At 67.2% G+C, this 25,534-nt stretch carries 18 protein-coding genes; 9 read left to right on the forward strand and 9 right to left on the reverse strand.

The genetic code is table 11. From position 1 onward, the window contains the following. Positions 1-2: 2 nt before the first annotated feature. The 7 genes from YS110_20580 to YS110_20610 all read left to right on the forward strand — a co-directional run bounded on the left by YS110_20580 (position 3) and on the right by YS110_20610 (position 13,137). Positions 3-1,964 (forward strand): hypothetical protein, encoded by a 1,962-nt coding sequence (locus YS110_20580; protein ID UJB66994.1) that lies wholly within the window; start codon positions 3-5, stop codon positions 1,962-1,964. Positions 1,965-1,978: 14 nt separating this feature from the next. Then, positions 1,979-2,833, forward strand: coding sequence for a glycine zipper 2TM domain-containing protein (locus YS110_20585; protein ID UJB66995.1), 855 nt, complete (start codon positions 1,979-1,981; stop codon positions 2,831-2,833). A gap of 13 nt (positions 2,834-2,846) precedes the next feature. Beyond that, positions 2,847-3,788, forward strand: a complete 942-nt coding sequence (locus YS110_20590; GenBank protein ID UJB66996.1) for a hypothetical protein — start codon at positions 2,847-2,849, stop codon at positions 3,786-3,788. Between the two features lie 7 nt (positions 3,789-3,795). Then, a complete protein-coding gene (locus tag YS110_20595; protein UJB66997.1) occupies positions 3,796-4,536 on the forward strand; it encodes a LuxR family transcriptional regulator in 741 nt (246 codons plus the stop codon). 33 nt (positions 4,537-4,569) lie between these two features. Beyond that, positions 4,570-7,479 (forward strand): DUF1566 domain-containing protein, encoded by a 2,910-nt coding sequence (locus tag YS110_20600; GenBank protein UJB66998.1) that lies wholly within the window; start codon positions 4,570-4,572, stop codon positions 7,477-7,479. An 89-nt stretch (positions 7,480-7,568) separates the two neighbouring features. Continuing rightward, positions 7,569-10,856, forward strand: a complete 3,288-nt coding sequence (locus YS110_20605) for an IPTL-CTERM sorting domain-containing protein (GenBank protein ID UJB66999.1) — start codon at positions 7,569-7,571, stop codon at positions 10,854-10,856. A 373-nt stretch (positions 10,857-11,229) separates the two neighbouring features. After that, positions 11,230-13,137: a TonB-dependent receptor gene (locus YS110_20610; protein ID UJB67000.1), complete on the forward strand. Its 1,908-nt coding sequence runs from the start codon at positions 11,230-11,232 to the stop codon at positions 13,135-13,137. An 86-nt stretch (positions 13,138-13,223) separates the two neighbouring features. Here YS110_20610 and YS110_20615 read toward each other — a convergent pair whose 3' ends face one another. The 8 genes from YS110_20615 to YS110_20650 form a co-directional block, all read right to left on the reverse strand. Continuing rightward, positions 13,224-13,832, reverse strand: a complete 609-nt coding sequence (locus tag YS110_20615; protein ID UJB67539.1) for a nitrous oxide reductase accessory protein NosL — start codon at positions 13,830-13,832, stop codon at positions 13,224-13,226. A gap of 59 nt (positions 13,833-13,891) precedes the next feature. Further along, the gene (locus YS110_20620) at positions 13,892-14,446 is read right to left on the reverse strand and encodes a nitrous oxide reductase accessory protein NosL (GenBank protein UJB67001.1); all 555 of its coding nucleotides are present in this window, start codon (positions 14,444-14,446) and stop codon (positions 13,892-13,894) included. Beyond that, positions 14,443-15,258, reverse strand: a complete 816-nt coding sequence (locus tag YS110_20625; GenBank protein UJB67002.1) for an ABC transporter permease — start codon at positions 15,256-15,258, stop codon at positions 14,443-14,445. The genes YS110_20620 and YS110_20625 overlap by 4 nt, the downstream gene beginning before the upstream one ends. 16 nt (positions 15,259-15,274) lie before the next feature. Beyond that, positions 15,275-16,222, reverse strand: a complete 948-nt coding sequence (locus YS110_20630) for an ABC transporter ATP-binding protein (protein UJB67003.1) — start codon at positions 16,220-16,222, stop codon at positions 15,275-15,277. Then, positions 16,197-17,468, reverse strand: coding sequence for a nitrous oxide reductase family maturation protein NosD (locus YS110_20635; protein UJB67004.1), 1,272 nt, complete (start codon positions 17,466-17,468; stop codon positions 16,197-16,199). The genes YS110_20630 and YS110_20635 overlap by 26 nt, the downstream gene beginning before the upstream one ends. Then, entirely contained in the window at positions 17,465-20,092 is a 2,628-nt protein-coding gene (locus YS110_20640; GenBank protein UJB67005.1) for a regulatory protein NosR, read from the reverse strand. The genes YS110_20635 and YS110_20640 overlap by 4 nt, the downstream gene beginning before the upstream one ends. A 104-nt stretch (positions 20,093-20,196) precedes the next feature. After that, positions 20,197-22,134, reverse strand: a complete 1,938-nt coding sequence (locus YS110_20645) for a nitrous-oxide reductase (GenBank protein ID UJB67006.1) — start codon at positions 22,132-22,134, stop codon at positions 20,197-20,199. Between the two features lie 2 nt (positions 22,135-22,136). Then, complete coding sequence (locus YS110_20650) at positions 22,137-22,508, reverse strand: hypothetical protein (GenBank protein ID UJB67540.1); 372 nt, start codon at positions 22,506-22,508, stop codon at positions 22,137-22,139. A 258-nt stretch (positions 22,509-22,766) separates the two neighbouring features. Here YS110_20650 and YS110_20655 point away from each other — a divergent pair, with 258 nt between their 5' ends. Beyond that, entirely contained in the window at positions 22,767-23,168 is a 402-nt protein-coding gene (locus YS110_20655) for a cytochrome c5 family protein (GenBank protein ID UJB67007.1), read from the forward strand. A gap of 17 nt (positions 23,169-23,185) precedes the next feature. Then, positions 23,186-24,220, forward strand: coding sequence for an FAD:protein FMN transferase (locus YS110_20660; GenBank protein ID UJB67008.1), 1,035 nt, complete (start codon positions 23,186-23,188; stop codon positions 24,218-24,220). Between the two features lie 19 nt (positions 24,221-24,239). On the opposite strand, the gene YS110_20665 is transcribed toward YS110_20660, so the two are convergent. Next, positions 24,240-25,466 (reverse strand): IS110 family transposase, encoded by a 1,227-nt coding sequence (locus YS110_20665; protein UJB67541.1) that lies wholly within the window; start codon positions 25,464-25,466, stop codon positions 24,240-24,242. Positions 25,467-25,534 lie beyond the last annotated feature (68 nt).

Below are 25,534 nucleotides of genomic sequence, written 5' to 3' on the forward strand. Positions count from 1 at the left end.
GCATGAACATCCTGCAGTTGCTGCAAGCCCGGCGGGGCCCCCGCGCAGACGGCGCGCCTGCGTCCGATTGGCGGCCGCCTTTCTTTCTGCTGCTGGCCGTGACGGCCCTGCTGGTGTGGCTGGAGGTCCAGTACAACGTCAGCCTGCTGAACAGCATCAGCGACCCGGCCACCACCCCCGAGCAGGCGGACGATCTTTCCAGCCGGGGCAAGCTGCTGGCCGCGTTCGGCTTGACCTGGGCCTTGTTTCGCGGCCTTCTGTTCAGGGGGCGCAGCCTCGTGTGGGGTGTCATCGGGCTGGGCTTGCTGACGGGTGCAGGTTATTGGGCGCTGGATTCCGTGTACGCCAGGGTCATCGACAACCTCAAGCCGGAAGTCAAGGTGATGGGGTTCAACCTGCTCTCGTACCGGCGCGACCTGCTGACGGGAGAACTGGAGGACCCCGACATTCCGAGCCTCAAGGATTCGCCGGTGACCAGCAGGATCTTCATGGGAGCCTTCCCCATCGTTCTGCTCGACCAGCGCTTCATGGTGCCCGCGCAGGACATCGTGGAACGCAAGGCGTCGGACAAGCAGAACGAGGCCCTCCAGATCTCGGATGAGAAGTGGAGCGAATACGCTGAGAACATGGATGCGCTGCGCAAGGCGCACGTACGGTACATCGACTCCAGCCGCAAGGCCAAAGGCATCGGGCTGGAGGCCGACTGGCAGAGCTATGGCCGGGAAATGGAAAAGCTGGCCTTGGGCCACGCGCGCTACCTGCAAGCCGTGCGCAGGGCGCGCCGTGAAGCCGACCTGACCGGCGAATGGGTCGCCTACGAAAGAAACATGAACGATGTGCGCGCGGGCCATCGCGAATTCATCGAAGGCTCGGCCAAGGCCGCACGCTATGGAAGCCGGGGCACGGCTGAATTCCGCAGGCGTTCCGGCGGTCTCGATCCGAATACGCAATTGCCCCTGCAACAGTTCCCCTCGCTGATGAAACGCTCGTCGCACCCCAGGGCTGCGCAGATGCGGCAGGCGGAAGCCCGGGTGATCGGCCACGATTTCGATGGGCGGCCCATCCATGCCAGGGAAATGCCGTATTTCATGTCGCGCGCCGAATTCGAGCAGTGGACTGCCAGGAAGGCGCACGACGTTTTGGCAGCGGCGAATTTCCCGGTCGATCCCGGCCTTTCCAAGGACGACTTTGTCGCGCTGCTGCGCAAGTCCGAAGGCAAGAACGGCCAGGATCTGCGTCAGCACGAACGCAAGGAGATTGGCCACAAGCCCGATGGCAGCGCAGTACTCGCCGGTGCCATGCCGTATTTCATGCACCGGGAGGGCTTTTTGGCATGGACCGGGAGCCTCGTGCGTGAATCCATGGCAGCGCAGGCCATGCCCCCGGATGAGAGCTTGTCGCTGGCGCAGTTCGTCGCTCTGCTGAGGAAGTCCACCGGCAAGGATGGCGAGCGCTTGCGCAAGGCCGAGGGCCAGTTGGTCACCAAGCGCCCGGATGGAAGCGCCTTGCTCGTGCGCGACGTTCCCTACTTCATGAGCCGGGCGCAATACCAGGACTGGGTGGCGGCCGAGGCGCAGCGCATGAAAGCCATGGCCATGCCGACGGTCGAGAACGTGAACACGCTGAAAAACATCCAGCAGGTGAATGCGGCAGTCTTCATTCCGCCCATGGCCATCATTTCCAGCCTCACGAGCGCGCTCGTCAATGCGATCTCGCTGGTCTTGCTGGTGGCTTCCTGGGCACTGATGCGGTCGGCCACAGCCGCGCCAGCCGGGCGAATGCTCAGGAGATACAGCGTAGTGCTGATGCTGGCCATTTTTGGCGCATTGGTCGCGGCGATGCCGTCGCACGTCTTCGATCAGGGCACGGCGCTTTATGACCTGGAAAACACCTTGCACCGCGAAGTCGGCAGCGTATCCATGCTCTGGTCGCGCCTGAGCAATATCCAGAAATATTTTCTTTGAGGGAGACACAAGGCATGCGCCACAAAAGAATAGCAACCTATGCGCTGGCGGGGAGCCTGACGCTTTTCTCCACCGCCTGCTCGAACATGCCCGACGTCTCCAAGACCATGCAGGGAACCGTTGGCGGAGCCGTGGCCGGTGCCGCCATCGGCGCGCAGGCGGGCGGCGCGCGGGGCGCCTTGGTAGGTGCCATCGTGGGCGGCTTCATCGGCAACCGGATCGGCAACTACCTCGACGAACAGGACATGAAGAAGCTGGAAAAGCTGGAGATGGACGCACTGCGCACGGGCAAGGCGCAGTCTTTCGTGGCACAGAAGTCCAACGAGAAGGTCACCATCACGCCGGGGCCGGTGCTGCGCGAAACGCTGGCGACCTATGCCGTGTCGCCCAGCGTGACCAGCCATCCGCTGGAACTGGCCTCCAGAGTGGAAGTGCCTGCGCTGGTCGATACCCCCGTGTACCAGACGACCAACACGCGCGAGCGCCCCAGCCAGGTCGTCAAGAAAGGGCAGCCGTTGCGCGTTCCCGCCGTCGTTGGCAAGGACAAGCGTTGGGGCGCAGTGGTCGAGGGCGAGACGGTGGTCGGCTATGTGCCGGTGTCGTACCTGAACAGCAAAACGGCAAGGGCCTATGTGCCACCCGCTGCGGCCAAGCCCGTGGCGAAAAAGCCAGCTGCCGCCAAGCCCGCGGCTGAATCCGCCGGGCCGGTGGAAACCGCCCAGCCGGCGGCGCTCGCCAGCGAGCCCAGGCAGCTCACTGCCGCGGTGGTGGGCAATTGCAAGGTCAGCGTGCGCCGGGTCAAGGACACGGTGGAAGAGCTGAAGTACTGCAACGAGCCGCCCAAGGGCTGGCAGAAAGTCGTGGCCTGAGAAAGTGCGAACGATGCGGCATCTGGCGTCGCCCTGGAAAACCTGGGCCATGGCGCTCCTGGCGGCCGCGCCGCTGGCGGGCTGGGGGCTGACAGCGGGCGACCTGGAAATGCTGCGAACGGTGGCCGGCAAGCTGCAAGGCGAATACACGCGCATGCAGAAAGAGGCGCGCGCGGCGGTCGCCGCGAACCGTGGCGCGGCCAGTTGCGAAAATCACGCCGCCAAGGCGCAGAAAAGAGCCAAGGAATATGCCGCACTGGCCCGTCTGAGCAGCCAGATTTACATGAACCAGGAAAGCCTGCCGCTCAGGCAGGATGCCGTGGCCGAAAGAGACATTCTGGGCGCTGACGGCAGGCCTATGACGATCTACCGCGACCCCGGCTCCGAAGGCTTTGCAGAGCTCCATCACGAGGCGCTTGCGGGTGCAAGGATTTTGGTGTTCCGGGGTAGCCGGATATCTTCGCTGAAAGACATCACCACCAATCTGGTGCAGTTCTCCAACGTGCTGCCGGCCCGCTACCGCTGGGCTGACGAACTGGTGGAGCACGTACGCCTTCAGTTTCCGGGTGAGCGCCTGATGCTTACCGGGCATTCTTTGGGCGGCGGCCTGGCCATGTATGCCGGGCTGCGGAGGGGGCAGGAGGTGGTTGTCTTCAATCCCGCTGGCCTGTCGCGCGGCGTCGTCACGGAACTGCAACTGTCCGCCACGCAATGGCAGGCCGCCGCCGGGCGCATGACGGCTTTCATCTCGCGCAGTGGTGAGTCGGTCGATCCCGTGTCGGCCACCTCCTTGGCGGGCAAGACCTTGATGGCAGGGCTGCGCTATATCGTGGATTTGGAGCGCGGACTGACGCCGTGGCAGCAGCATGAGATGGACGGGCTGTCCGCCAGGCTGGCCCAGGCAACGGGAGAAGCATTCGGTTGCAGCCAGTACCTGGGCATTCAGCGGCTTTGAATTTGCCATGGCTTTTAACCCGCTCTATCTCGTCGAAGAAGTGGCCACGGCCCGAAATGCCGAAGAACTGCGCACCGCCATCCAGCGCGCCGCATCGCGGTTGGGGTTCGACACCTACTGCTTCGGCATGTTCTACAACGAGCCGGGTAGCGGCGAGCCCCAGTATTTTTCCATTGACAACTACCGGCCTGGCTGGGCCGAGCACTACACCCGGTCTGGCTACCAAGAGGTGGACGTGGCCGTCACCCACTGCGCGGGCCACACCACCCCGCTGGTGTGGACGCGCAAGCTCTACGACACCCCTCAGCTCAAACATCTGGAAGAAGAAGGTCTGGCGCAGGGAATAGATGGCGGCGTCACGCTGCCTGTCCACAGCCCTTGGCTCATCGGCATGGGCGGGCTCCTCCTGGCCAGCGCTGAGCACGCCGACCGCGTGGCGGCGAGGGCCGCTGACTTCGTGGCCACCGGCCAACTGCTCGCCTGCCACGTGGCCCAGACCGTGCGCAACCTCGATCTGCTGCCCGCCTCCATGGCCTTTCGCCCCACCGAGGAACTGACACCGCGCGAGGCCGAGTGCCTGCAATGGGCGGCATCCGGCCTGCCCGCCCAGGCCATCGCCCAGCGCATGGGCATCTCGGTGGCCACCGTCAACAGCTTCTTCCTGCCCGCCATTCGCCGCAAGCTGGGCGTGGCCAGCACGCTTGAAGCCGTCAGCCTAGCGTTTCGCCACCGGCTCATCAGGCTGTAAGGAAACACACCTCTAAGAATTGAGAGTTACAGCGTGAAACGTTTTTTGTCATATTCGCGCGCTTACCGCCTGTCTTTTTGCCGCAGCACCAACGCCATGAAAAGCCCCAACACCATGCCCATGCACCCGCAGCGTCCATTCACGCCTCTCCGGCCCTTGCGCATCGCCCTGGCCGTAGTTTGTATAGGGTGGTTGGTGCATGCGGGTACCGCTCATGCACAGGATCACAGCGTCATCGACTACCGCTATGACATGTTTTGCCCAGGCAATTTTCACCATCAGTCCAACTACCACTACGACCCCGCCGCCGCATTGAAAATGGCGGATTATGCAATCCACGCTTACGAAATAAAAAGCTCCGATGACGATACTACATCCGCCAGTCTTCTGAAAAATGCGATGGGATCGGATTATAAAGATGTCGTAATCCTCAATAACCGCGGTGCAATCAATGTTCAGGCATTTGCGAAGGAAACACCTACAAAAATCATTGTAGCCTTCAAGGGGACTGACCCTGAAGATAATGGTGGTGTAGATGTGATGAGTGATCTGGACTCTGCCGGGACAAATTTCCTTGTGAATGGCGTATCTGTTGGGGCGGGGCAGGTTCACAGAGGGTTTTTCAATCAGGCCAAGGCATTCGAGGAAATGGCCAAAACAGCCAGACTGCCAAGCGGCCAGTTCTTGCATGCTGCGCTGCTTAATAGCGGTAAGGACGTTTATCTGGCAGGGCACAGTCTAGGCGGTGCAGTGGCAGCGCTGTATGGCGCCATGCTGCGGGAATACGGAGTCGCAAAAAACAGGATGTCGGTGTACACCTTTGGCGCGCCCTCGGTGGGGGATAAAAAGTTTGCCGACAGGTACGAAGTATTCCGGGATACCGGCATCAACATGTTCAGGATACGCAACAGGAGTGATGCTGTTCCCTATTTGGCATATTTGCAGGTTGACACGGCCGTGGTTCGGGATTGCGTTACGTCGGGCGCTGTGGCTGCAGGCGCGGCAGCGGCTTTAGGGCCTGCGGGCGCGGCAGCGGCAGGTGCCACAACGGCAGGGCGCTGTGTCCTCAAGGCCGTCGGATCTTCCTTCATTTCGCACAGATACCACCATATAGGCTTTCTAAGAGTGCATGCCCCTGGCTCTTGGGCGGAAGGAGGCGGCCGGCAAGTCCATGTTGACGACAACTCCGGCTTGCTCGCACCAATAGGTGATGCATTCACAGGCACCACCATCGTGCTCTTGAATTCCCCGAATGCCTTGGATGAGCATTCAATGGACAGGTATCGATCTCACGTCCAAAGAAACGACACATTCAACGTTCCCGTCGATATAGCCCCCCCGTGCTACATCGCCAGCAATGGTAATCAGGAACTGGTGGCCCCAGATGAAAGCTACGGTTCAAAATTCAACCTGGATCGCTTTGCCAACAGCAGCGACTACCACGCCTACCGGCCCGCCATCACGGCACCGCATATCGTCAACGGCGTGCTGGAATTGGGCTTGCGCTTTGATGCGCCGCACTTCTATTCCAACGCATCCGACTTGGCGCCCGAATTCCACCAAATCAATGGGTCGGCCCAGCGTCCGATGGCCGTGTACTCCATCGGCACCCAAGGGGCAAAGAACTTGCTGGGCACCGTGCAGAATGTAGGGCAAACCATTGTGCTGAAAGAGGGGATGACCCCCGAATTCCTGTTCGACCGTCAAGGGTTGCACACAATGCGCTTGCTTGTCGAGATGAAGAACCTGCCGTTCATCACCACCGCCGAACCTGAGCGCAAACTGTCGAAAGAATTGACGATCAGCTTGGCCGCTGCTGATGTCACGTTTGACCGCCAATACACGCGCAGTCAATTGATTTTTGAAAATCCACTGGATGCCGCATGGGATGCCTCGCAGCGCACTGCCACGCTCAACGCGGGTGAGAAGATAAAAATCTGCGTGGGCGCGCAGGATTCAATGCCGGGCTATGCTTTTCAAAATCATGTGCTCTGGATAGAGCCGGAAATGGGCGGCTCTCCCATATCTTTGCAGGGCACGAATTACGATGCCGCCTCTGGCTGTAGCGAATTTACCGCCCCATCCGTGGCGGGCCGTTATCGCTTCAATCAATTGCAGGCCCACGTGAACGGCCCTTATGGCGAAGAGTTCATGGGGCTGGGGCTTATTAATGGCGACTATTACCAAGTCAGTGGTTTTGACCAGCCCGCCAACCCTGGCGGCGGCACCGGCACCGTAGGCACGCACCCGCTCAACGACACCGGCATCACCTGGAGCGGCCATGCCACCAGCGGCAATGCCAGCATCTGCGACCCCAGCCACCCCGCCGGGCAAGACTGCCGCTACGGGCGCGACGCCCAGGCCGCCGCAGGCCAGTTGACCAAGAAGGGCGGCGGCAATGCGGGCTTCGACTTCACCAAGATTTCCAACAGCGGGGCCAAACTGCCCGAGAGCGCCGCGCTGGGCAGCGGCCCCAATGACTGGGCCTGCACCCAGGACAACGTGACCGGTTTGATTTGGGAAATCAAGGTCAACGACGCCAGCCACCTGCGCCACATGAGCCACATCTACTCTTGGTACATGACGGGCAGCCCCGACGGCAATAACGGCACCGCTGACGGCGGCAGTTGCAAGGACTCAGGCCATTGCAACACCGAAAAATTCGTGCAGGACGTGAATGCCGGTGCGGGCCTGTGCGGCGCGAACGACTGGCGCATGCCCACCGCAAAGGAGCTTCGCAGCATCGTGGACATGGGCCGCCGTAACCCGGCCATTGACGATGTGGTCTTTTTCCAGAACACCCCGTCTTCGTTTTTCTGGTCGGGCGCGCCCTTGGCTGGCGATGCGGACTACGCATGGGGCGTGGATTTCAATATCGGCCAACTCAGTTTCGGCGACCGCCTCAACGGCTTTCGTGTTCGGCTCGTGCGCGTTGGACAGTGATCTTGTCCTTTGGGATGCCCAAACATGAACCACCCCGCCAACGCAGCCTTCCCCCTTTCACTCCTTTCCCCTACCGCAGGAGTTACTCAATGAACCGCATGCACCTTGCCTGGGCCGCGCTGTGCCTGCTGCCCGTCTGGGCGCAGGCCGTTACGTGTCAGAACGGGATCCCCGCCAGCAACCCCGACAGCATTTACACCGTGCATGGCGATGGCACCGTGACCGACACGCGCACCGGGCTGATGTGGAAGCAGTGCCGGGAAGGCTACGACGGTGCCAGTTGTACCGCCGACGCGAGCACGATCTTATTTAAGTGGGGGGCCGCGTTGACCCATGCCGAGGGCCATATCTTTGCCGGCCATAGCGACTGGCGCTTACCCAACCAGAAGGAGTTAGAAAGCCTGCTGGAGGAGTGCCGCACCAGCCCTGCGATCAATGACGGCATTTTTCCAAATGAGCCCACATCGTCTTCGCTCGGTTTGCTCGTCTGGTCAGGCTCGCCCGTGGTCGGTTCGAGCAATGCGTGGAGCCTGGATTTCAACAACGGCGATATCTATGGCGTCGGCCGCGACTACGGCTCCCACGTTCGCCTCGTGCGCGATGGACAGTCTTCTGCCCCTTTGCCTTCTTTGTCCTCCACCCGCTTCCTCTCCGAAACCCTCCCCGACGGCACATTCCACCTCGGCCCAGCCACCAAGACCTGGACGTTCCGCAACGGCCCAGCGGCAGTCACGGGCCTGAAGGCCGTGCGCGTCAGCGCCGACGCGGGCCTGGGTATCACCGCCACTGAGCTTTCCATCGGCAACGTGGCCGCCAATGCCAGCTTCACCATCAACCTGCCTGTCAACCCCACGCGCAGCGCCCAGCCCCAGCCCAAATCAGTCTGGAAGCTGGTGGACGGCGCAGGCCAGGACGTAGCCATCAGCAACTCGGCCAGCAACACCTTCTGGGTGGCGCTGCGCACCAACCGCCCCCCGCGCTTTTCCGCCGCGCAACTGGGCAGCATTGGCGGCAAGCATGGCACCGCCCTCACGCTGCCCCTGCTGGGCGAGGACGACGACGGCGATGCACTGACCTACAGCGTGGTTGCGGGCGGCGGCAGCATCAGCGGTAATACCTGGAGCGGAACGGCCAGCGCGCCCAGCGGCGACAGCGTGGTGAGCCAGCTCACCCTGCGCGTCTCCGATGGCCTGGAGAGCGCCACGCGCACGGTGGACGTGGTGGCTTATGGCGCCAACGGCCTGCGCAACTTCTTTGCCGACGTGCCCTTTGCGGGCGATGCCAACGGCGTGTATGCCGCCACGCACTTCCTGGCCGGGCAGGGCATGGTGCTGGGCTGCGGCACCGACGGCAACAACCAGCGCATCTACTGCCCGGGGCAGAACGTGACGCAGGCCGAGGCGCTGAAGGTGCTGCTGCAAGTGGCCCAGGCGCGCGGCCTGCTGCAACTGGCGCCCGCGCCCGGCGTGCCCGCGCACTTCATGGCGAGCACGCCCGATGGCATGGTCAACTACGCCTGGGCCGCGCCCTATGCCTATGCCGCCCAGGCCCAGGGGCTGATCGACAGCGTGCAAGCCTGGAACCCAGCCGCCACGCTGCCCCGCGCCACGCTGGCGCGCTGGATCGACAAGCTGCTGGCGCTGAACGCGCCCCTGGCCTTGCTGGAGGCCAACGGCCTGACCGACAGCTACCGCTTTGCCGATGCCGCCGCCTTTACCAGCAGCGCCGACCATGCTGCTGCGCTGCGCACGGCCCTGCTGGGCTACCTGGGCTACCTGGGCAGCCTGGGCGGCAGCTTTGGCCCGGCGGCGCTGGTCAACCGGGGCGACTTTGCCGTGGCCGCCGCCAAGGTGCTGCGCGCGCCCCGCATCGACGGGCTGAACCTGGGCGGCGCCACGCTGCAAAACCGCTTTGGCCGCAGCATGCCCACCGTCACCCACGGGCAGACGCTCGCCATCAACGGCGTGCAGAACCTGCGCACGCAAGAGATTTTGATGAGCGGCGACTACGTGCTGGAGGAGTGGACGGAACCTCCCGCCAACTACGTGCGCGTGGGTGTGGCCCTGCCCAGCGGGCAGGCGCTCGGCCCCATGCGCTACGTGAAGGACCTGGCTGCCAACCCGCTGGTGCTGGACACGGGCGCGCTGCCCATCCAGGCCGCCACGCAGTTGAACCTGATCGTGCTGGTGGAGAGCCACAAGGACGCGCCGGGGCAGGACGTGCCGCGCTCGGGCACGGCGCTGACCTATACGGTGACGGTGGCCATCGACTTCCCTGACCGCGATGGCGACGGCGTGCGCGACGACCTGGACGCCTACCCCGACGACCCGCGCTTTGCCACCAATGCCCCCGGCAGCAGCTACCCGCAGGAGGTGGTGGACTATCTGGCCGCGCGCGGCTTGCTGCCCACGGACCCGGTGCTTATCAACGGCCAGCCCGCAGGCTATACCCATGGCCAGGCGCTGATGCAGGGCAAGCCGCCGTATGACGGCGCGGGCAGTACCGGCCCGGGCCCGGGCGCCAGCGTGGCTCTGGCTGTGGTGCGCAGCGGCCCCGGCAGCGTGGCGCGCAGCCCGGCGGGCACGCCGGTGGCGGGGGCCGATGGCAGCTTCGACTACGCCGCAGGCACGGCCGTGACGCTGACGGCCCAGTCGGACAGCGGCGCGCGCTTTGTCGGCTGGTCGGGCGCATGCACGGGCACGGTGCCCACCTGCCAGTTGACGCTGAACAGCGCCGCCAGCGCGGTGGCCGCCTTTGCGCTGAACCAGGGCGGCGGCACGGGCAGCAGCGGCGGCACGCCCATGGCGGGCGGGGGCACCACCACGGTCAGCGCCAGTGCCCCCGGCGGCGCGGGCACGGTGACGGCCCAGGCCAGCGGCGGCGGCGCTAGCCCCTGGGTGTTCACCAAGGCCGAGGTGCAACCCGCGCCCGCGCAGGGCACCGCTGGGCTGCCAGCAGGCGCCACCTTCCCGTATGGGCTGGTGGACTTCGAGCTGGCGCTGGGCCAGGCGGGCATGCAGGCCACCGTGGTGCTGACCTATCCCGGCACGCTGCCGCAGGGCGCCCGGGTGGCGTACTACAAGTACGGCCGCACCCAGGCCAACCCCACCCCGCACTGGTATGCGTTCCCCGGCGCGCAGGTGAACACCGCCAACAACACCGTCACCCTCACGCTGCAGGACGGCGGCGCGGGCGACGACGACCTGGCGGCCAATGGCGCGATCCGCGACCCGGGCGGGCTGGCGCTGCTGGCGGCGGGGTCACCTGCGGCGGTGTCCATCCCCACCCTGGGCGAATGGGCGCTGGCGCTGCTGGCGGTCCTGCTGGGGCTGTTCAGCCTGGGCGCGCTGCGCAGGTGCATGCCGGTGCGTGGCTGACCGGCATTCCGGTGCCCGCTCCCTGCGCACAGTGTGGCGCGCAGGGAGTGGGGTATCCTGAAAAGATAGCTGTCTGCGCTGGATGGGCGCGGATTTCACGGGCTTTTTGGCCTCCAATGCCCGTGCAGCAAGCGCTGGCAGCTATAGAAACAGGAGTCTTGCGCGAATCTTTCGCGCCATGCCGATTTCATTTTCAAGGGGGGAGCACATGCGGCGAATCGCTGTACTTTTGGCGGGCAATCTGGCGGCATGGCCTTTGGGCCTGCTGGCCGACGAAAGCTCCGGTATGGCCCTCGACCGTCCCCCTCCGCGGGTGCTGCCTGAAATAACAGTTCAGGCCGTACCCGAGGACAGCACGCCTTCCCCCGCCGCCATGTCCCCCGGCGGCATCGGTGCCGACGCACCCGTGGCGGTGGACGTGCCGGGCGGCGCCAGCCGCCTCGACGACGCGCTGGCCGGCATGGGCTGGGCGAGCTGGGACGCCTCCAACTCCCTCGGCCTGGGCGCGGGCCTGAACGTGCGCGGCTTCACCCTGAGCGACATGGGCGCGCCGCGCATCCAGGCCAGCCACGTGTTCCTCGACGGGCACGCCGACATTGCCTGGATGTACGTGCGCGATGCCGCCACGGTGGAGTCGGTGCAACTGCTCGCGGGCAGCGATGCCACCTTGCTCGGCGCGGCCACGCCGGGCGGCGCGCTGCTGCTGCGCGGCAAGGCGCCCACGGGCCAGGCCTTCGCGCGCGTGCGCGCCGAGGCCGCCAGCAACGGCCTGCGCCGCCTGGTGCTGGACGCCGAGCGCGCCGCCGGCCCGGTGCAACTGCGCGGCGTGCTGGTGCAGCACACCGGCGACCAGGGCGTGGAGGGCGTGACCGACCGGCACCGCGCCGCGCTGCTGTCGGCCCGCCTGCCGGTGGGCGCGGGCGCGCTGCGGCTGGATCTGGAAGACGCCGCCGCGCACCTGCCCTTTCCCTTCGGCGCGTTCTACCAGCACGGGCATTTCTGGCTCGATACGCCCTACGTCGATGCCCGCCATGCCAGCGCCGACCGCTACTACCAGCGGCAGGCGCTGGCGTGGCGCGGCCCTGTGGGAGATGCCATGGAACTGCACGCCCACCTGCAGAACGTGCACAGCACGCGCGACGAAGTGCTGGTGGGCGCCTGGGGCCTGGGCGATGGCGTGACGGCCCCGGGCTACTACCGGCCCCTGCAGGAGCGCAACCGCCAGCGCGATGCCGGCCTGCGCCTGGACGGCCACGGGGCGCAAGGGCTGCTGCGCCACCAGTGGAGCGTGGCCTGGTCGTGGCACGAGCAGCGCAGGCGCTTCTCCGGCCCGCAAAACGTGGGCGGGTTCGAGATCGACATGGTGCAGCCGGTGTTCCCCGACGACCCCGGCGCGCTGCCCCTGGCGCCGCGCTTTGCCTTTCAGACCTACCGCGAGAGCGGCCTGGGCCTGGCCTGGCGCAGCACCTGGCAGGGCTGGGAGCTGCGCGCGGGCACGCGCCGCTCGGCCATGCGCACCTGGAGCGCGGCGCAGCCCGAGGTGCCGCTGGCGCAGGTGCAGGATGCCCGTCCGCTCACGCACGCCTGGGCATTGGGGCGGGAGCTGGGGGCCGGGCACCGGCTGTGGCTGTCGCGCGCGCAGTCGGTCATGCCCAACATCGGCCAGTTTTCCGACGGGCGCTGGCTGCCCGAAAGCCGGGCGGTGCAGTGGGAGCTGGGCTGGCGCTGGCAGCCCGAGGGGGAGCGCGCGCCGCACCGCGCGCCGAATCTGGCGGCCCTGCTGTTCCACATCGACCGCAGCAACCTCAGCGCCACCGACCCTGCCGACCGCGACTACTTCATCCTGCGCGGCAACGTGCGCTCGCGCGGCGTGCAGGTGCGCGGCGGCTGGCCGCTGCCGGGCGGCGCCTGGCTGCAGGGCGCGGCCACGGCGCAGCACGTGCGCGCGCACAACGGGCTCGGCCGGGCCAGCCACGTGGCGGGCGTGCCGCACGTGCATGGCGCGCTGCGGCTCGACGGCCCGGCGCTGCACGGTGCGGTGCCGTGGGTGCGCGTGGTGGCCGCATCCCACCGGCCGGGCGATGCGGGCGCGGGCTTCAGGGCGCCGGGCTTCGGCGTGGTGGACATGGGGGTGCGCGGCCAGGCGGCACACGGCCTGGCCTGGGGCCTGGCGCTGGAGAACGCCGCCGACCGGCGCTACGTGCGCGCGCTGACCTCGGCGGAGAACATCTGGCAGGGCACGCGCCGGCGGATCCACGCCTGGGTGGAGCACGGGTGGTAGGCGCGCGCCGTGTGCCGGATTGGCAATGAAAATGGCCACTGGCGCTTATCCATCAAGCGCTGGAAGCTATATTTTCAGGAGCGCGCTCAGTGCCCGTGCGGGTGCCCGCCGTGCCCGGCCAGGCTGGCGACCAGGGCCGCGTCCACCTGCGTGAACGCCAGCACCTGCCCGCCGCGCCGCTGCGCGAAGGCCTGCGCCGCCGCGCGCGTGGCGAAGGCAGGCAGGTTGCCCGCGCGCATCGGGCCCCTGGCATTCGAGCCGTGCACGTAGAAGGCGCCGTGCGCGTCGATCCACGCGGCATCGTCGCGGCGGGCGCTGTCGCGCACGTACTGCGCGGCGATGTCTTGCGCGCTGCGGCCGGGGCTGTAGCGCGCCACGTCGTGCAGGTACATGAACAGCGACAGCGGCGAGTCGAAGAAGTGCGCCTCGCCCTGGGTGAAGATCACCTGCGCCGCCCATTCGGGCGCGCGCGCGGGGAACATGCCGCAGACCGGGCAGCGCGCCTCGGCGGGCACGGCGCGCGCTGCCGTGGCGGGCAGGCCGCTGGCCGGGTCGTAGGGCGTGGGCGGGGCGACAAGGCAGACGTCGTCGCCCGGCAGCAGCACGGTGTCCTGGCGGGCGGCGCCCCGCCTGGCGGCCCAGGCGCCCACGGCACCGGCGACGCCAGCGGCCGTGCCCGCCAGGGCGAGGGCCATCCAGGCGCGGCGGCGCAGCGGGGCGGACTGAGGGGAAGGGGCGGGCGCTGCCATGATGGCTACATGCGTGTGTCGTGCAGCGCGCCGCCGCTCAGGTCCACCATGCCCGGCTTGATGTCGGCAAAGCTCAGCACCTTGCCGCCGTACTCGCCGGCGAATTTCGTGGCGTCGGCCTCCTGGGCGAAGCTGGCGATGGTCGGGCCCATGGAGCCGTGGCGCTTGCTGCCGAGCACGTAGACGGCGGTCTTGGCGTCGGTCCAGTGGCCCTTGGGCTCGTTCCAGTCGGCCTGGCCCATGTCCTGCACGTAGACGGCGCGCACGGCGCGCACCTGCTCGCCGGCCAGCAGGGTGTTGAACAGCTCCACGGTGTCGCAGAAGAAGGCGGGCTTGTCCTGGCCGGCGTAGTAAATCTGCGCCTTCGGGCCGGGGTAGTCGGCCAGCAGCATGCCGTCGAGCTCGCAACTGGTGGCGCGGTCGATTTCCACGGGGGCGAGCGATTGCGCCTCGCCCGCCTTCTCGCCGCAGGCGGCCAGCAGCGTGGTGAAGGCGGCCAGGCCGAGCGTGCCGAGCACATCGCGGCGGGTGTGGCGGCGGGTGAAACAGGAACAGGTCATGGCTTGAATCTCCAGTTGGCGAGGGCGAGCGGCACCACGATCCAAGCCAGCATCACGGCGCCCATGGCGGCCGGGTTGCCCAGCGAGGCAGGCACCACGCTGGCCAGGCCGTAGAGGGTGCGCACGTCTTCGAGCGAGAACACGTTGAGGATGCGGAACACGTCGGCCGGGTTGAGCAGCAGCAGCCAGGCGAAGGCGTCGCCCGCGAAGCGCCCGCCGGTGGTGACGAGCACGCCGAGCAGCAGCAGGTCGAACACCAGCACGAAGAAGAACCAGAAGGCGATGGCCAGGCCCGAGGCGCGCGTGCGGTCGCGCGCCAGCACCGAGATAAGCACCGCCAGGCTCAGGAAGGCCAGCCCGAGCAGCACCGAGCTGAGCATGAAGCCGGCGTAGTGGAACAGTGCGTTGGCGCTCATGTGGCGCCACAGCAGCACGGCCACCAGGCCGAAGCCCGCCAGCGTGGAGAGCGTGAGCGCCAGCGCCAGGCCGAGGTACTTGCCCAGCAGCAGCTCCAGCCGCGTGATGGGCAGGGCCAGCAGCAGGTCGAGCGAGCCGCGCTCGCGCTCGCCGACGATGGCGTCGAAGCCGAGCAGCAGCGCGATCAGCGGGATCAGGTAGATCACCAGGCTGACCAGGCTGGCGATGGTGAATTCGATGGAGCGCAGGCCCACCGCGCCCTGCTGCGCACCGCCGAAGTAGGCGATGACGAGCGAGAACACGGTGAACACCAGGGCCACGGCCAGCACCCAGCGGTTGCGCATGCGGTCGCGGAATTCCTTGGCGGCGACGGTGAGGATGGGGGAGATTTCCATGGGGCAAGGGGTGGGTTTAGGCCGCGAAGCCGAAGAACACGTCTTCGAGCGAGGGCTCCAGCAGCTTGAGGTCGCGCACGCGCGCGCCCAGCGGGGCCAGCGCGGCGAGCACGGCCATTTTTTGCGCGCGCGGGCACTGCAGGCGCAGGCCGGCGGGCGTGGCCTCGGGCGCGATGCCGGTGGCGCCTTGCAGCGCCTGGGCGGCGGCGGGCGCGTCGGCAGCGTCCAGCTCCAGCTCCACGGTCAGCGGCATGCGCGTCTGCTCGCGCAGCGCCTGCACGCTGCCCACGGCCTGCAGGCGGCCCGAGGCGAGGATGGCGAGGCGGTCCACGCGCTCCTGCAGTTCCGACAGGATGTGCGAGGTGATGATGACCGTGACCCCACCGGCCTGCAGCGCGCGCAGCGTGGCGTAGAAATCGCGGATGGCGGCCGGGTCCAGGCCGTTGGTGGGCTCGTCGAGGAACAGCACGCGGGGCGTGCCCAGCAGCGCCTGGGCGAAGCCGAGGCGCTGGCGCATGCCCTTGGAGTATTCGCGCACCGGGCGGCGGCCGGCGTGGCCCAGGCCCACGCGCTCCAGCATGGCCGGGCATTCGGCCAGCGGCGCGCCCTTGAGGCGGGCGAAGAAGTGCAGCGTCTCCAGCCCGTCAAGGTTGTCGTACAGCACCACGTTCTCTGGCAGGTAGCCGAGCTGGCGCCGCGCGGCGCGGAAGTCGCGCCCGGTGACCGAGGCGCCGCCGATGCGGATGTCGCCCTGCGTGGCGCGCGTGAGGCCGAGCATCATCTTGAACAGCGTGCTCTTGCCCGCGCCGTTGTGGCCGATGAGGCCGAGGATTTCGCCGCGCGGAATGTCCAGGCTCACGCCATCGACGGCGCGCAGTGCGCCGTAGTGCTTGCTCACTTCGTGCAGCGAGATGGCCAGTGCATTGCTGGCCGAAGGCTCATTGGCCGGGAAAGTGCTTGCCACGCCATTCACTCCAATCTTTGTGGCCGGGCTGCATGCGCGGGTGGGGATCGACCACCGAGGGCGCACGCAGAATCGGGAATTGCCGCCCCACCAGGCGCAGCGCCTGCACTGCCGGGCTGGCCAGCAGCAGCTTGACGCTGGGGTGGCGCCAGGTCAGGCGGTCCACCATGTCGTTGGCCTCGTAGGGCACGTCGCCCACGCCGTCGCCATCGCGGTCCCAGCCCAGGTAGTTGCTCCAGTGGTTGCCCTGCTTGCCGCCCCAGGGCATGTCGCGCGCGCCCACGTAGCGCACCTGTTCGCGGTTGCCGATGAAGTCGTTGCCTTCGACCTCGTTGTTCTTCGAGCCGGCCGCCAGGTGCACGCCCACGGTGTTGTCCACCACCAGGTTGCGGTTGAGCTTGATGTACTCCACGTCGTAGATGAAGAAGCCGCGGTTGTTGCCCGCCACCACGTTGTCCTCGATCACCGAGTCCTGCAGCGTGCGCAGCATGATGCCGTGGTCGGAGTTGCCCCAGGCGCGGTTGCCGCGCACCACCTGGTCGCGCACCTCCATCAGCGCCAGGCCGCCGCGGTTGTAGTAGGTGTCGTTGTCCTCCCACAGGTTGTAGTAGGAGTTCATGTAGTGCGTGCCATAGCGGCTGTGGTGCAGCCGGTTGCCCTGGAACACGGCGTGGTGCGACACATCGACGTACAGCGCGTCGCGCACGAAGCTGATGTCGTTGTGCAGGATCTTCGCGCCCCGGGTGTTGTAGAGCTGCACGCCGTTGCCGCGCTGCGGCGAGGCGTATTCGCGCTTGCCGGTGATGACGTTGTGCTCGATGCGCACGTCGTCGGCCTTCTCGATCCACAGGCCGAACAGGTTGTACGTCAGGTCGCAGTGGCGCACCACGGCGCGGTGCGCGCCGGGGTAGAGGTAGATGCCGGCGTTCTGCGCCTTCAGGTCGTCGCCCGAGTCGCGCACGATCAGCCCCTCGATCACCACGTCGGGCGCGGTCACGCGGACGGTGTCGCCCTGGTTGCCGCCGCTCAGGGTGGGGCGGTCCAGGCCGCGCAGCGTCAGCGGCTTGTCGATCAGCAGGTTGGCGCGGTACTGGCCGCGCTGCACCTGCACCGTGTCGCCGGGCTGGGCGGCGCGCACGGCGGCGGCCAGGTCGTCGCCGGGGCGCACCGTGAGGGTGGCTGCCTGGCAGGCCCCGGCGATCCACAGCGCCAGGGCCCGGCTTAAGTGGGTGATGGAGCCCTTCATGGGGTGAACAACCCCAGGGCCTGCAGCGCCAGGAACAGCGCGGCGCCGATCATCAGGTTCTTGAAACCGACGTAGCTGATCATGTCGAACACCCCGGAAATCCGGTAATTGTCGCGCCACCACGGGCCGTCCTTGACGTAGCCGCGGCCCGACAGGCGGATCAGCACTTCGTACACGCTCCAGCCGAACCACCAGCCGATGATGGCACCCGAGGACAGGTGGCCCATGGCCGTCATCACCCAGGCCACGCTGGCCGCCACGGCCAGGGCGATGCCGGCCATCTGCAGCGCGCGGCGGCTGTGCCAGCCCTCGCTGCTCCAGGGCCAGAGGTGGTCGCGCAGTTCCAGCAGCAGCCACTTGGCGGCGCCCACGCCGCGCTTGTGCGCGGGCAGGGTGGGGGCGGTGGGCATGCGCGGGTCGGGGCCGTTCTTGGCCTTGGCGGCGATCTGGTCCTCCACCTTGGCCGGGTGGATGGGGATGAAGTAGCCGTTGGCGCCGATGGGCGTGAGCTCCAGCCCGTCCTTCTCGCGGCGCTTGCGCTCCTTGGCCAGCGGCGGGCAGCCCTTCACGTCGGTGTAGAGGATCATGCAGTCCAGGCAGTGCAGGCACTCGCGGTGGTCGATGCGGCCGTCGGCGTCGATGGCCTGCGCGCCGCAGCCCACGGCGCAGGCCTTGCAGCTGTTGCAGTCCTGCTTGCGCTTGAGGCCAAACCAGCGGAACGTGCTCGGCATGGCCAGCGACGCGCCCAGCGGGCAGATGTACTTGCAGTAGGGCCGCTCGATGAAGATCGACACGCCCAGGATGGCGGCCACGAACAGGCCGTAGGGCCAGGCGCGGTTCATCACGCCGACCAGGAAGGTGGTCTTGAACGGCTCGACCTCGGCCAGCTTCTCGGCCAGGCCCATGGAGAACATCGACACCGCGAGCAGGAAGAAGAACACGGCGTACTTGAGCCACTTCAGGCGGTCGTGCCACTTCTGCGGCAGCTGCGTCTGGAAGCGCTTGAGGCCGATGGCCTCGGCGATCTTGTAGATGCCCTCCTGCAGCGAGCCGAACGGGCACATCCAGCCGCAGAACAGCCCGCGCCCGAACAGGAACACGGTGACGATGATGAAGATCCAGAACAGGAAGATGAACGGATCGGACAGGAACAGCGACCAGGTCCACTGGAACAGGATGGAGTGGAACCACGTCAGCACCTGCGTGATGGAGGGCTGGGCCATATAGCCGAAGCCGATCCAGAAGATGCTGATGGCCCAGAAGGTGTACTTGAAGCCGTTCACCGGCCACTTGTTCTTGTGCGTCGAGAGGCGCGTGAGCTTCTCGCGCAGCGCGTACACCACGGTGACGGCCACCAGCAGCAATGCGAACAGGCCGATGGGCAGCGCCTGCGACTTCCAGATGCGCACCCAGGGCGCGTCGGGCTCCTGGACCTTGGGGCGGCCGCCTTCGAGCAGGGTGGCGGGCAGCCAGTACTTGGACTCGAACACGGCGAAGCTGCGGTGGCCGGTGGCGCGGTCGACGCGGTTGCCCAGGAAGGCGAACTTCCACGGGTAGGCGGCCGAGAAGGCCTGCGAGCGGATGATGAAGATGGCCGATTCGTTGTAGCTGGGCGCGCCGGCGGCGTCGAGCCCGTAGAGGTTGAGCGAATCGAGGTCGCGGAAGGTGAACGAGTCCGCCCCCTGCTTGACCTGCACGCGGTCGAAGATGCCGCCGCGCACGAAGCCCGAGCCCTTGAACGACTCCTGCCCCGCGGTCTTGATGACGAACAGCGCGTTCTCGCCCTCCTTGAGGCGCGAGCGCAGGCTCTCGAAGCCGTTCTTGCCCAGCAGGCTGCGGCCCACGTCGGGCTGGTTCAGGTCGCCGAACCACAGTTCGATGAACGGCTCGGGGCCGCGCGGCAGGCCCACCTGTTCGGGCTTGACCAGCAGCCGCTGCACCGCGCCCATCTGCACGAGCTGGGCCCAGTCGTAGGCCTGGCCGGTGGCGACGAAGCGCGCCTGCTCGCGCACGGTGGGGGCGATGATGCCGGTCTGGCGCGCCACGGCGGCGCCCGAGGCCATGACCACCTGGTTCTGCGCCACCACGGTGACGGTGGCGCCGGAGATGGCATCGACGCCGATGACGTTCTCATCGGGGCGCGAGGGGCCGACCTCGATGGTGTCGGTGACCGACTTGCCCAGGTACTGGTTGTTGAAGTTGATCAGCGCCGATTCGGGAATGCCCAGCAGCAGGATGGGCTCGGAATGCTTGAGCACCTTGATGCCGACGAAGCGGCCATCCTTGTCCATGCCGATGAGCGTGACCACCGGCTTGCCCGAGTAGGCGGGCGTGTCGGTGATGTCGGTGGAGAGCATGACGTAGCCCAGCAGCCTGTCGCCTTCGCTGCCCTCTTTGCCGTAGGCCTCGACGTAGGGCGGCTGGCCCTTGCGCTCGGAAAACCGCGTGGCGCCGGGAAACACCTCGGTGCAGGGCAGCAGCGCGCACAGGTCGGGCGCGGTAGCCAGGTTGGCAGGCAGCTCGGCCTCGTAGGCGCCTGCGTGGGCGCGGGGCGCCAGCAGCATCGAGAGCGCCAGCAGCAAAGCTAGGAAAAAGGCGGCGAGCCGGGAACCGTGGGTGGGCATTGCACTACTTATTTAATAGCTGGCAGCGCAAGCGCTGCCAGTGTTTGGGGCCGATTTTTCTAAAAGCCCCCTGGGACGGCCCGCAGCGTCCCAGGGGGTGTTCCTTACGCCTCCACGATCATGCGCGTGCGCATTTCCAGGTGGAGTGCGTGGCAGAAGTGCGTGCAATAGCACCAGAACACGCCAGGCTTGTCGGCGGTGAAGGTCACCGACTTGGTCTCCAGCGGGTTCACGATGAAGTTGACGTTGTAGTTCGGGATGGCGAAGCCGTGCGTCAGATCCTCGATCTTGTCCAGGTTGGTCAGGATCAGCGTGACCTCGTCGCCCTTCTTCACCGTGAACTCGCGCAGGCTGAAGGCCGGCGCCTGCGAGGTGAGCTTGACGGTGACCTTCTTGCCGTTGCGCGTCACGCCCGATTCCTTCGGGTCCTTGACGGCCAGCGGGAAGTCGTCGAGCGAATACACCTGCTTGGGCTTGACGATGTCGCGCTTGAAGATGATGAAGTCATGCGGCTCGCCGCGCACCGGGTGGTCGGCCAGCAGCACCATCTTCTCGCCCGAGATGTCGATGAGCTGTTCGTTCTCGGGGTGCAGCGGGCCCACGGGCAGGAAGCGGTCCTTGGAGAACTTGCAGCCCACGGCCAGGAACTTGCCGTCGGCGGCCTTGGTTTCGGACTGCGAGGCGTTGATGTGGCCAGGCTGGTAGTGCACGTCCAGGCGGTCCACCACGTACTTGGCGTTCTTGTCGCCCTTGTGGAAGGCGATGGCCTTCTCCACGTTCCACTTCACCACCTGGCTGTCCAGGAACAGCGTGGTGTAGGCGTTGCCGCGGCCGTCGAAGGCGGTGTGCAGCGGGCCCAGGCCGATCTCGACCTCGGCGACGATGGCGTCGTCGAGCTTCTCCAGCTTGCCGTCGAACCATTCCAGCACCTTGGCCAGCTCGATGGTGGTGGCCGTGGGCGAGAGCTTGCCGGCGCAGATGAAGTACTTGCCGTCGGGCGAGGCGTTCACGCCGTGCGGGTTCTTCGGAACACTGACGTAGGCCACCAGCGCGGTGGCGGGGTCCTTGTTGGCATCGTGCGAGCCGTCCACCACGGGCACCTTGGAGCCGCCGATGGTCTTGAACTTGCCGGCCTTCACGGCTTCCTCGATGCGCGCCACGTTGAAGAACAGGCAGGCGTCGCGCTCGGCGGACATCATGTCCTCGTAGTGGATGCCGTTCTCGGTGTTGTACTGGTTGGTGGCGGCGAGCTTGCCGTCATAGGACGTGGCCACCAGGTCGCAGTTGCCGTCGATCAGCACCTGCCAGCGCACTTCCATGGTCTCGGCGTCGACGCAGGTGAACAGCGAGTGGTACTTGCTCGGGTCGTTCACGCCCTTGCCGTCGTTGGGCAGGGGGATGGCGAACTCGCCGCCGCAGAACACGCGCGTGGTGTAGTTGATGGCCGGATCCACCGGATCCGCCTTGTCCGGGAAGATGCCGTGGAAGCCCTGCACGTTGGGCAGCTTGGTGATCTTGTCGCAGACGAAGTAGTCGAGGCGGATGCGCGCCACGCGGCTGTTGATCTTGTCGTTGATCCAGGCGTAGCGGCCGTCGTAGTTGCCGTCCTTGTACGAGGCGTGCGTGTGGTGCGTGTCGGCGACGGTGTACTCCAGGTGGCCGTCGGCCTTGGTGCCCATGACCGCCTTGGATTCGTTGGTCACGCCCCAGCCCACCAGCGCGTCGGGCACGAAGCAGGGAATGCGGTGGATCTCGCGGCCCGAGGGCAGGCCCAGCACGCGCATGTCGCCGGTATGGCCGCCGCTCCACAGGCCGTAGTAGGTGTCCAGCTCACCCGGCTTCAGGTGCACGCTGGCGCCGGCATGGCTGGCGGCGGGCGCGGCGGGGGCTGGTGCCGCGGGGGCTGCGGCCGGGGCGGCGGCGGGCTTGTCGTTGCACGCGGCAACGCCCACCGTCAGGCCCGCCAGCGCGGCGGTGTTGATGAAACGGCGGCGGCCGATGCCGGCGGTTTCGGTGCTCAGGTCTTCTCTCTTCTTGCTCATGGTTAGCCTCTTTCTGATTGGCAAAGGGGAAACGGTGGTGCGCGTGCCGGGGGCGGCGCCCCCGAGGGCGCCAGGGCCAGCAGGCCCGGCGGCATGGCGACGGATTCGGGGGCGGCGGGCTGCAGCGGCAGCTCCGCGCCCGGGTGGGATGGCGGGGCGCTGCCCAGCAGGCACAGCGGGCAGTCCAGGGCGGGCTTGGCCAGCGGCGGATGGCCGCCGTCGGCATAGGACACCAGCGCCATGCCGCTGCTGGAGCACACCAGCGCCAGCGCATGCGGCTTGACCAGCGGGGTGGCGAGGGCCACCCCGTAGCACAGCGCGAACCATGCGAGCACGCACCAGCGCAGCCGGGTCATGGAGCGGAACAGGTGCATGGGCATGGCGCTGGTGGGTGTGGCTGGTGGGGTATCGGCAGGTGTGTTGCAAGCCTTCCGCCGGATGCGGTACGGTGTGCAAATGTTCACCTGAAATGTTTATTTGTATATTGATTCAGGTCAAATGAATATTTGCCAAAGGCTTACACACTGGCGCCAGCCGGATGGAGGCCGGGCATGGGCCCGCGCGGTGCGCGGTTTTTCCTGCCTTCCGTCCCCGTTTTTTGTTTGTTGCACTGCTAGAAGAAAGGCATCCCGATGAAATCGATCTCCCTGTCCATGACCCTGACAGCGGCCGTCCTGTTGCTCGCCGCCTGCGGCAAGACCGAGGCGCCCGCGCCGGCCCCCGCGCCCGCTGCCGCCGCGGCGCCTGCTCCCGCCCCTGCCGCGCCCGCGGCGCCGGAGAACACCGTGGGCAAGAGCGTCTATGGCAAGACCTGTTCCATGTGCCATGCCGCCGGCGTGGCCGGCGCGCCCAAGCCGGGCGACAAGGCCGACTGGGGCCCGCGCATCGCCCAGGGCAAGGACACGCTGTACAAGCACGCGCTCGAAGGCTTCACCGGCAGCAAGGGCATGATGCCGGCGCGCGGCGGTGCCGCCACGCTGGGCGACGACGAGGTGAAGGCCGCCGTGGACTTCATGGCCGACCAGTCCATCTGATGCCTGCGGAGCGTGCCATGACCAATGCATTGCAAGGCGGGCGGCTGTCGCGGCGGCGTTTCGCCCTGGCGCTGCCGCTGCTCGGGGCGCTGCCCTGGGCAGCGCCCGGCAGCGCCGTGGCGGCGGGGCCGCAGCGCGCGAGCCGCAACCTCATGGGCACGCGCGTGGACATCGTGGCCGACGCGCCGGACGCCCGTCTGGCCCAGGCAGCCATCGGCAAGTCCTTTGCCGAGATGCAGCGCCTGGAAGCGCTGCTGAGCCGCTACCGTGCCGACAGCGTGGTGCGCCGCATCGGCGCCGCGGCCGGGCGCCAGCCCGTGCCCGTGGTGCCCGAGGTGATGGCCGTGCTGCACAGCGCGGCACGCGTGTTCCGCGAGAGCGCGGGCGCGTTCGACCCCACCGTGGGCGCGCTTGAAGGCTGGCATTTCGAGCCCGGCCAGGAGGCCGTGCCCACGCCGGCCGCCATCGCGCAGGCGCTGCGCCGCGTGGACGGGCAGGCGCTGCGGCTCGACGCCCAGGCCGGCACGGCCTACCTGGCGCGGCCCGGCATGGCGCTGGACCTGGGCGGCATCGCCAAGCTGCCGATCCTGGCGGCGGGCCTGCGCGTGCTGCAGCGCGAGGGCGTGGACAACGCGCTGCTCAACGGCGGCGGCGACGTGCTCACGGCGGGCCGCCTGCAGGGCCGCCCCTGGCGCGTGGGCGTGCGCGACCCGCGCGCGCCGGGGCAACTGCTCGGCGCGATTGCGATCGACGGCACCGCCGTGGTGGCCTCGTCGGGCGACTACGAGCGCGGTTTCGTGCGCGGTGGGCGCCGCCTGCACCACGTGCTGGACCCGCACACCGGCTGGCCCACCACCGGCGTGCACGGCGTGGCGCTGTTCGCGCGCGAGGTGGATGCGGTCAATGGCTGGGGCACGGCGCTGATGGTGCAGGGCGCCGCCGCCGTGCCGGCCTGGAGCGCGCGCCACCCCGGCGTGGCCGTGCTGGCCGCGGGCGGCGATGGCACGCTGTGGCAGTCGCCGGACATGGCGGCGTTGCTGCAGGCCGGCTGAAGTGAAACTCAGGCGCAGATCAAGCGGGAGCAACCTGGACGGTGTATCCGATTTGTTGTAGTCGCCGAATGAGCCGGTTGGCGGTTTTTTCGGCGTCAGCGCGGTCAAAGTGCGCAGCCCCCAGGTCATGCCATTCGGTGCCATCTTTGAGCATGTGCCATGCAGCGGTGAGCATGGAAGCGGCCACGGCGATGATGGCCTTCTTGGCACCCCGACGGGCTCGGATGCGGTGGAACTGCGCCTGCAGGTAGCTGCCCTTGACCTTAACCGCGGCCCATGCGGCCTGCACCAAGGTGGTCTTGAGCCACACGCCCCCACGGCGCAGCCGTGTGCTACGCCGCTTGCCCGCGCTCTCGTCGCTGCGCGGGCACAGGCAGGCCCATGACAGCAGGTGGCCTGCCGTTGCAAAGCGCGACATGTCGATGCCGATCTCGGCGACCACCACGTTGGCGCTGACCTGACTCAAGCCGGGCATCGTGCTCAGCAACTTGGCGGCTTGTCGAAACGGCTCGAGCCCCAGGCCCACCTCCTTCTCGATGTCGGCAATGGCCTTGTCCAGAGCGTCGATATGGCCCAGGTGCAGCTTGAGCATGAAGCGGTGGTGGGCACGCACGCGCCCGCTCAATGCCTCGACCAACTCGGCTCGGCTGGCCTTGAGGCGGTTGCCCACGACATATGAAGCCAGACGCTGGGGATCGCTGCGGCCGTCAATGAGCGCCTGCAGCACCGCACGCCCACTCTTGCCCAGGATGTCGCTCAGGACGCTGGTGATCTTGATGTTGGCGTCTTCGAGCACCTTCTCGATGCGCTGCACGTGCGAGGCGCGCTCGCGCACGAACTGCTTGCGCGTTCGCGTCAGGGTGCGCAGCTCCTGCACCGCCACCGGCGGCACGAAGCTGGCGCGGATCAAGCCATGAGCCAGCAGATCGGCCAGCCACATCGAATCGTTCACGTCAGTCTTGCGCCCGGGCATGTTCTTCACGTGCGCGGCATTGGCCAGCACCAACTCGAAGTGGCCTTCGAGCACATGCCACACCGGCTTCCAGTACACGCCCGTAGCTTCCATGGCGACGTGCTCGACGCCGAAGGATTCGAGCCAGTCGGCCAGCTCCAGCAGGCCCGAGGTGGTCGTGGCAAAGGTGCGGACCTCTTGCACCAGCGGGCCTGGGCCCGCAATCCGTGCGCAAGCCACTACGCTTTGCTTGTGCACGTCCAGTCCCGCACAGAGCGGATGAATCACGTCCATGATCGCCTCCTCATCAAAGAACAGCAGCGACACCGGCGTGCGACCCACGTCATCGAAGTCTGAAGTGC

This window comes from Acidovorax sp. YS12, from assembly GCA_021496925.1.
Lineage (GTDB): Bacteria > Pseudomonadota > Gammaproteobacteria > Burkholderiales > Burkholderiaceae_C > Paenacidovorax.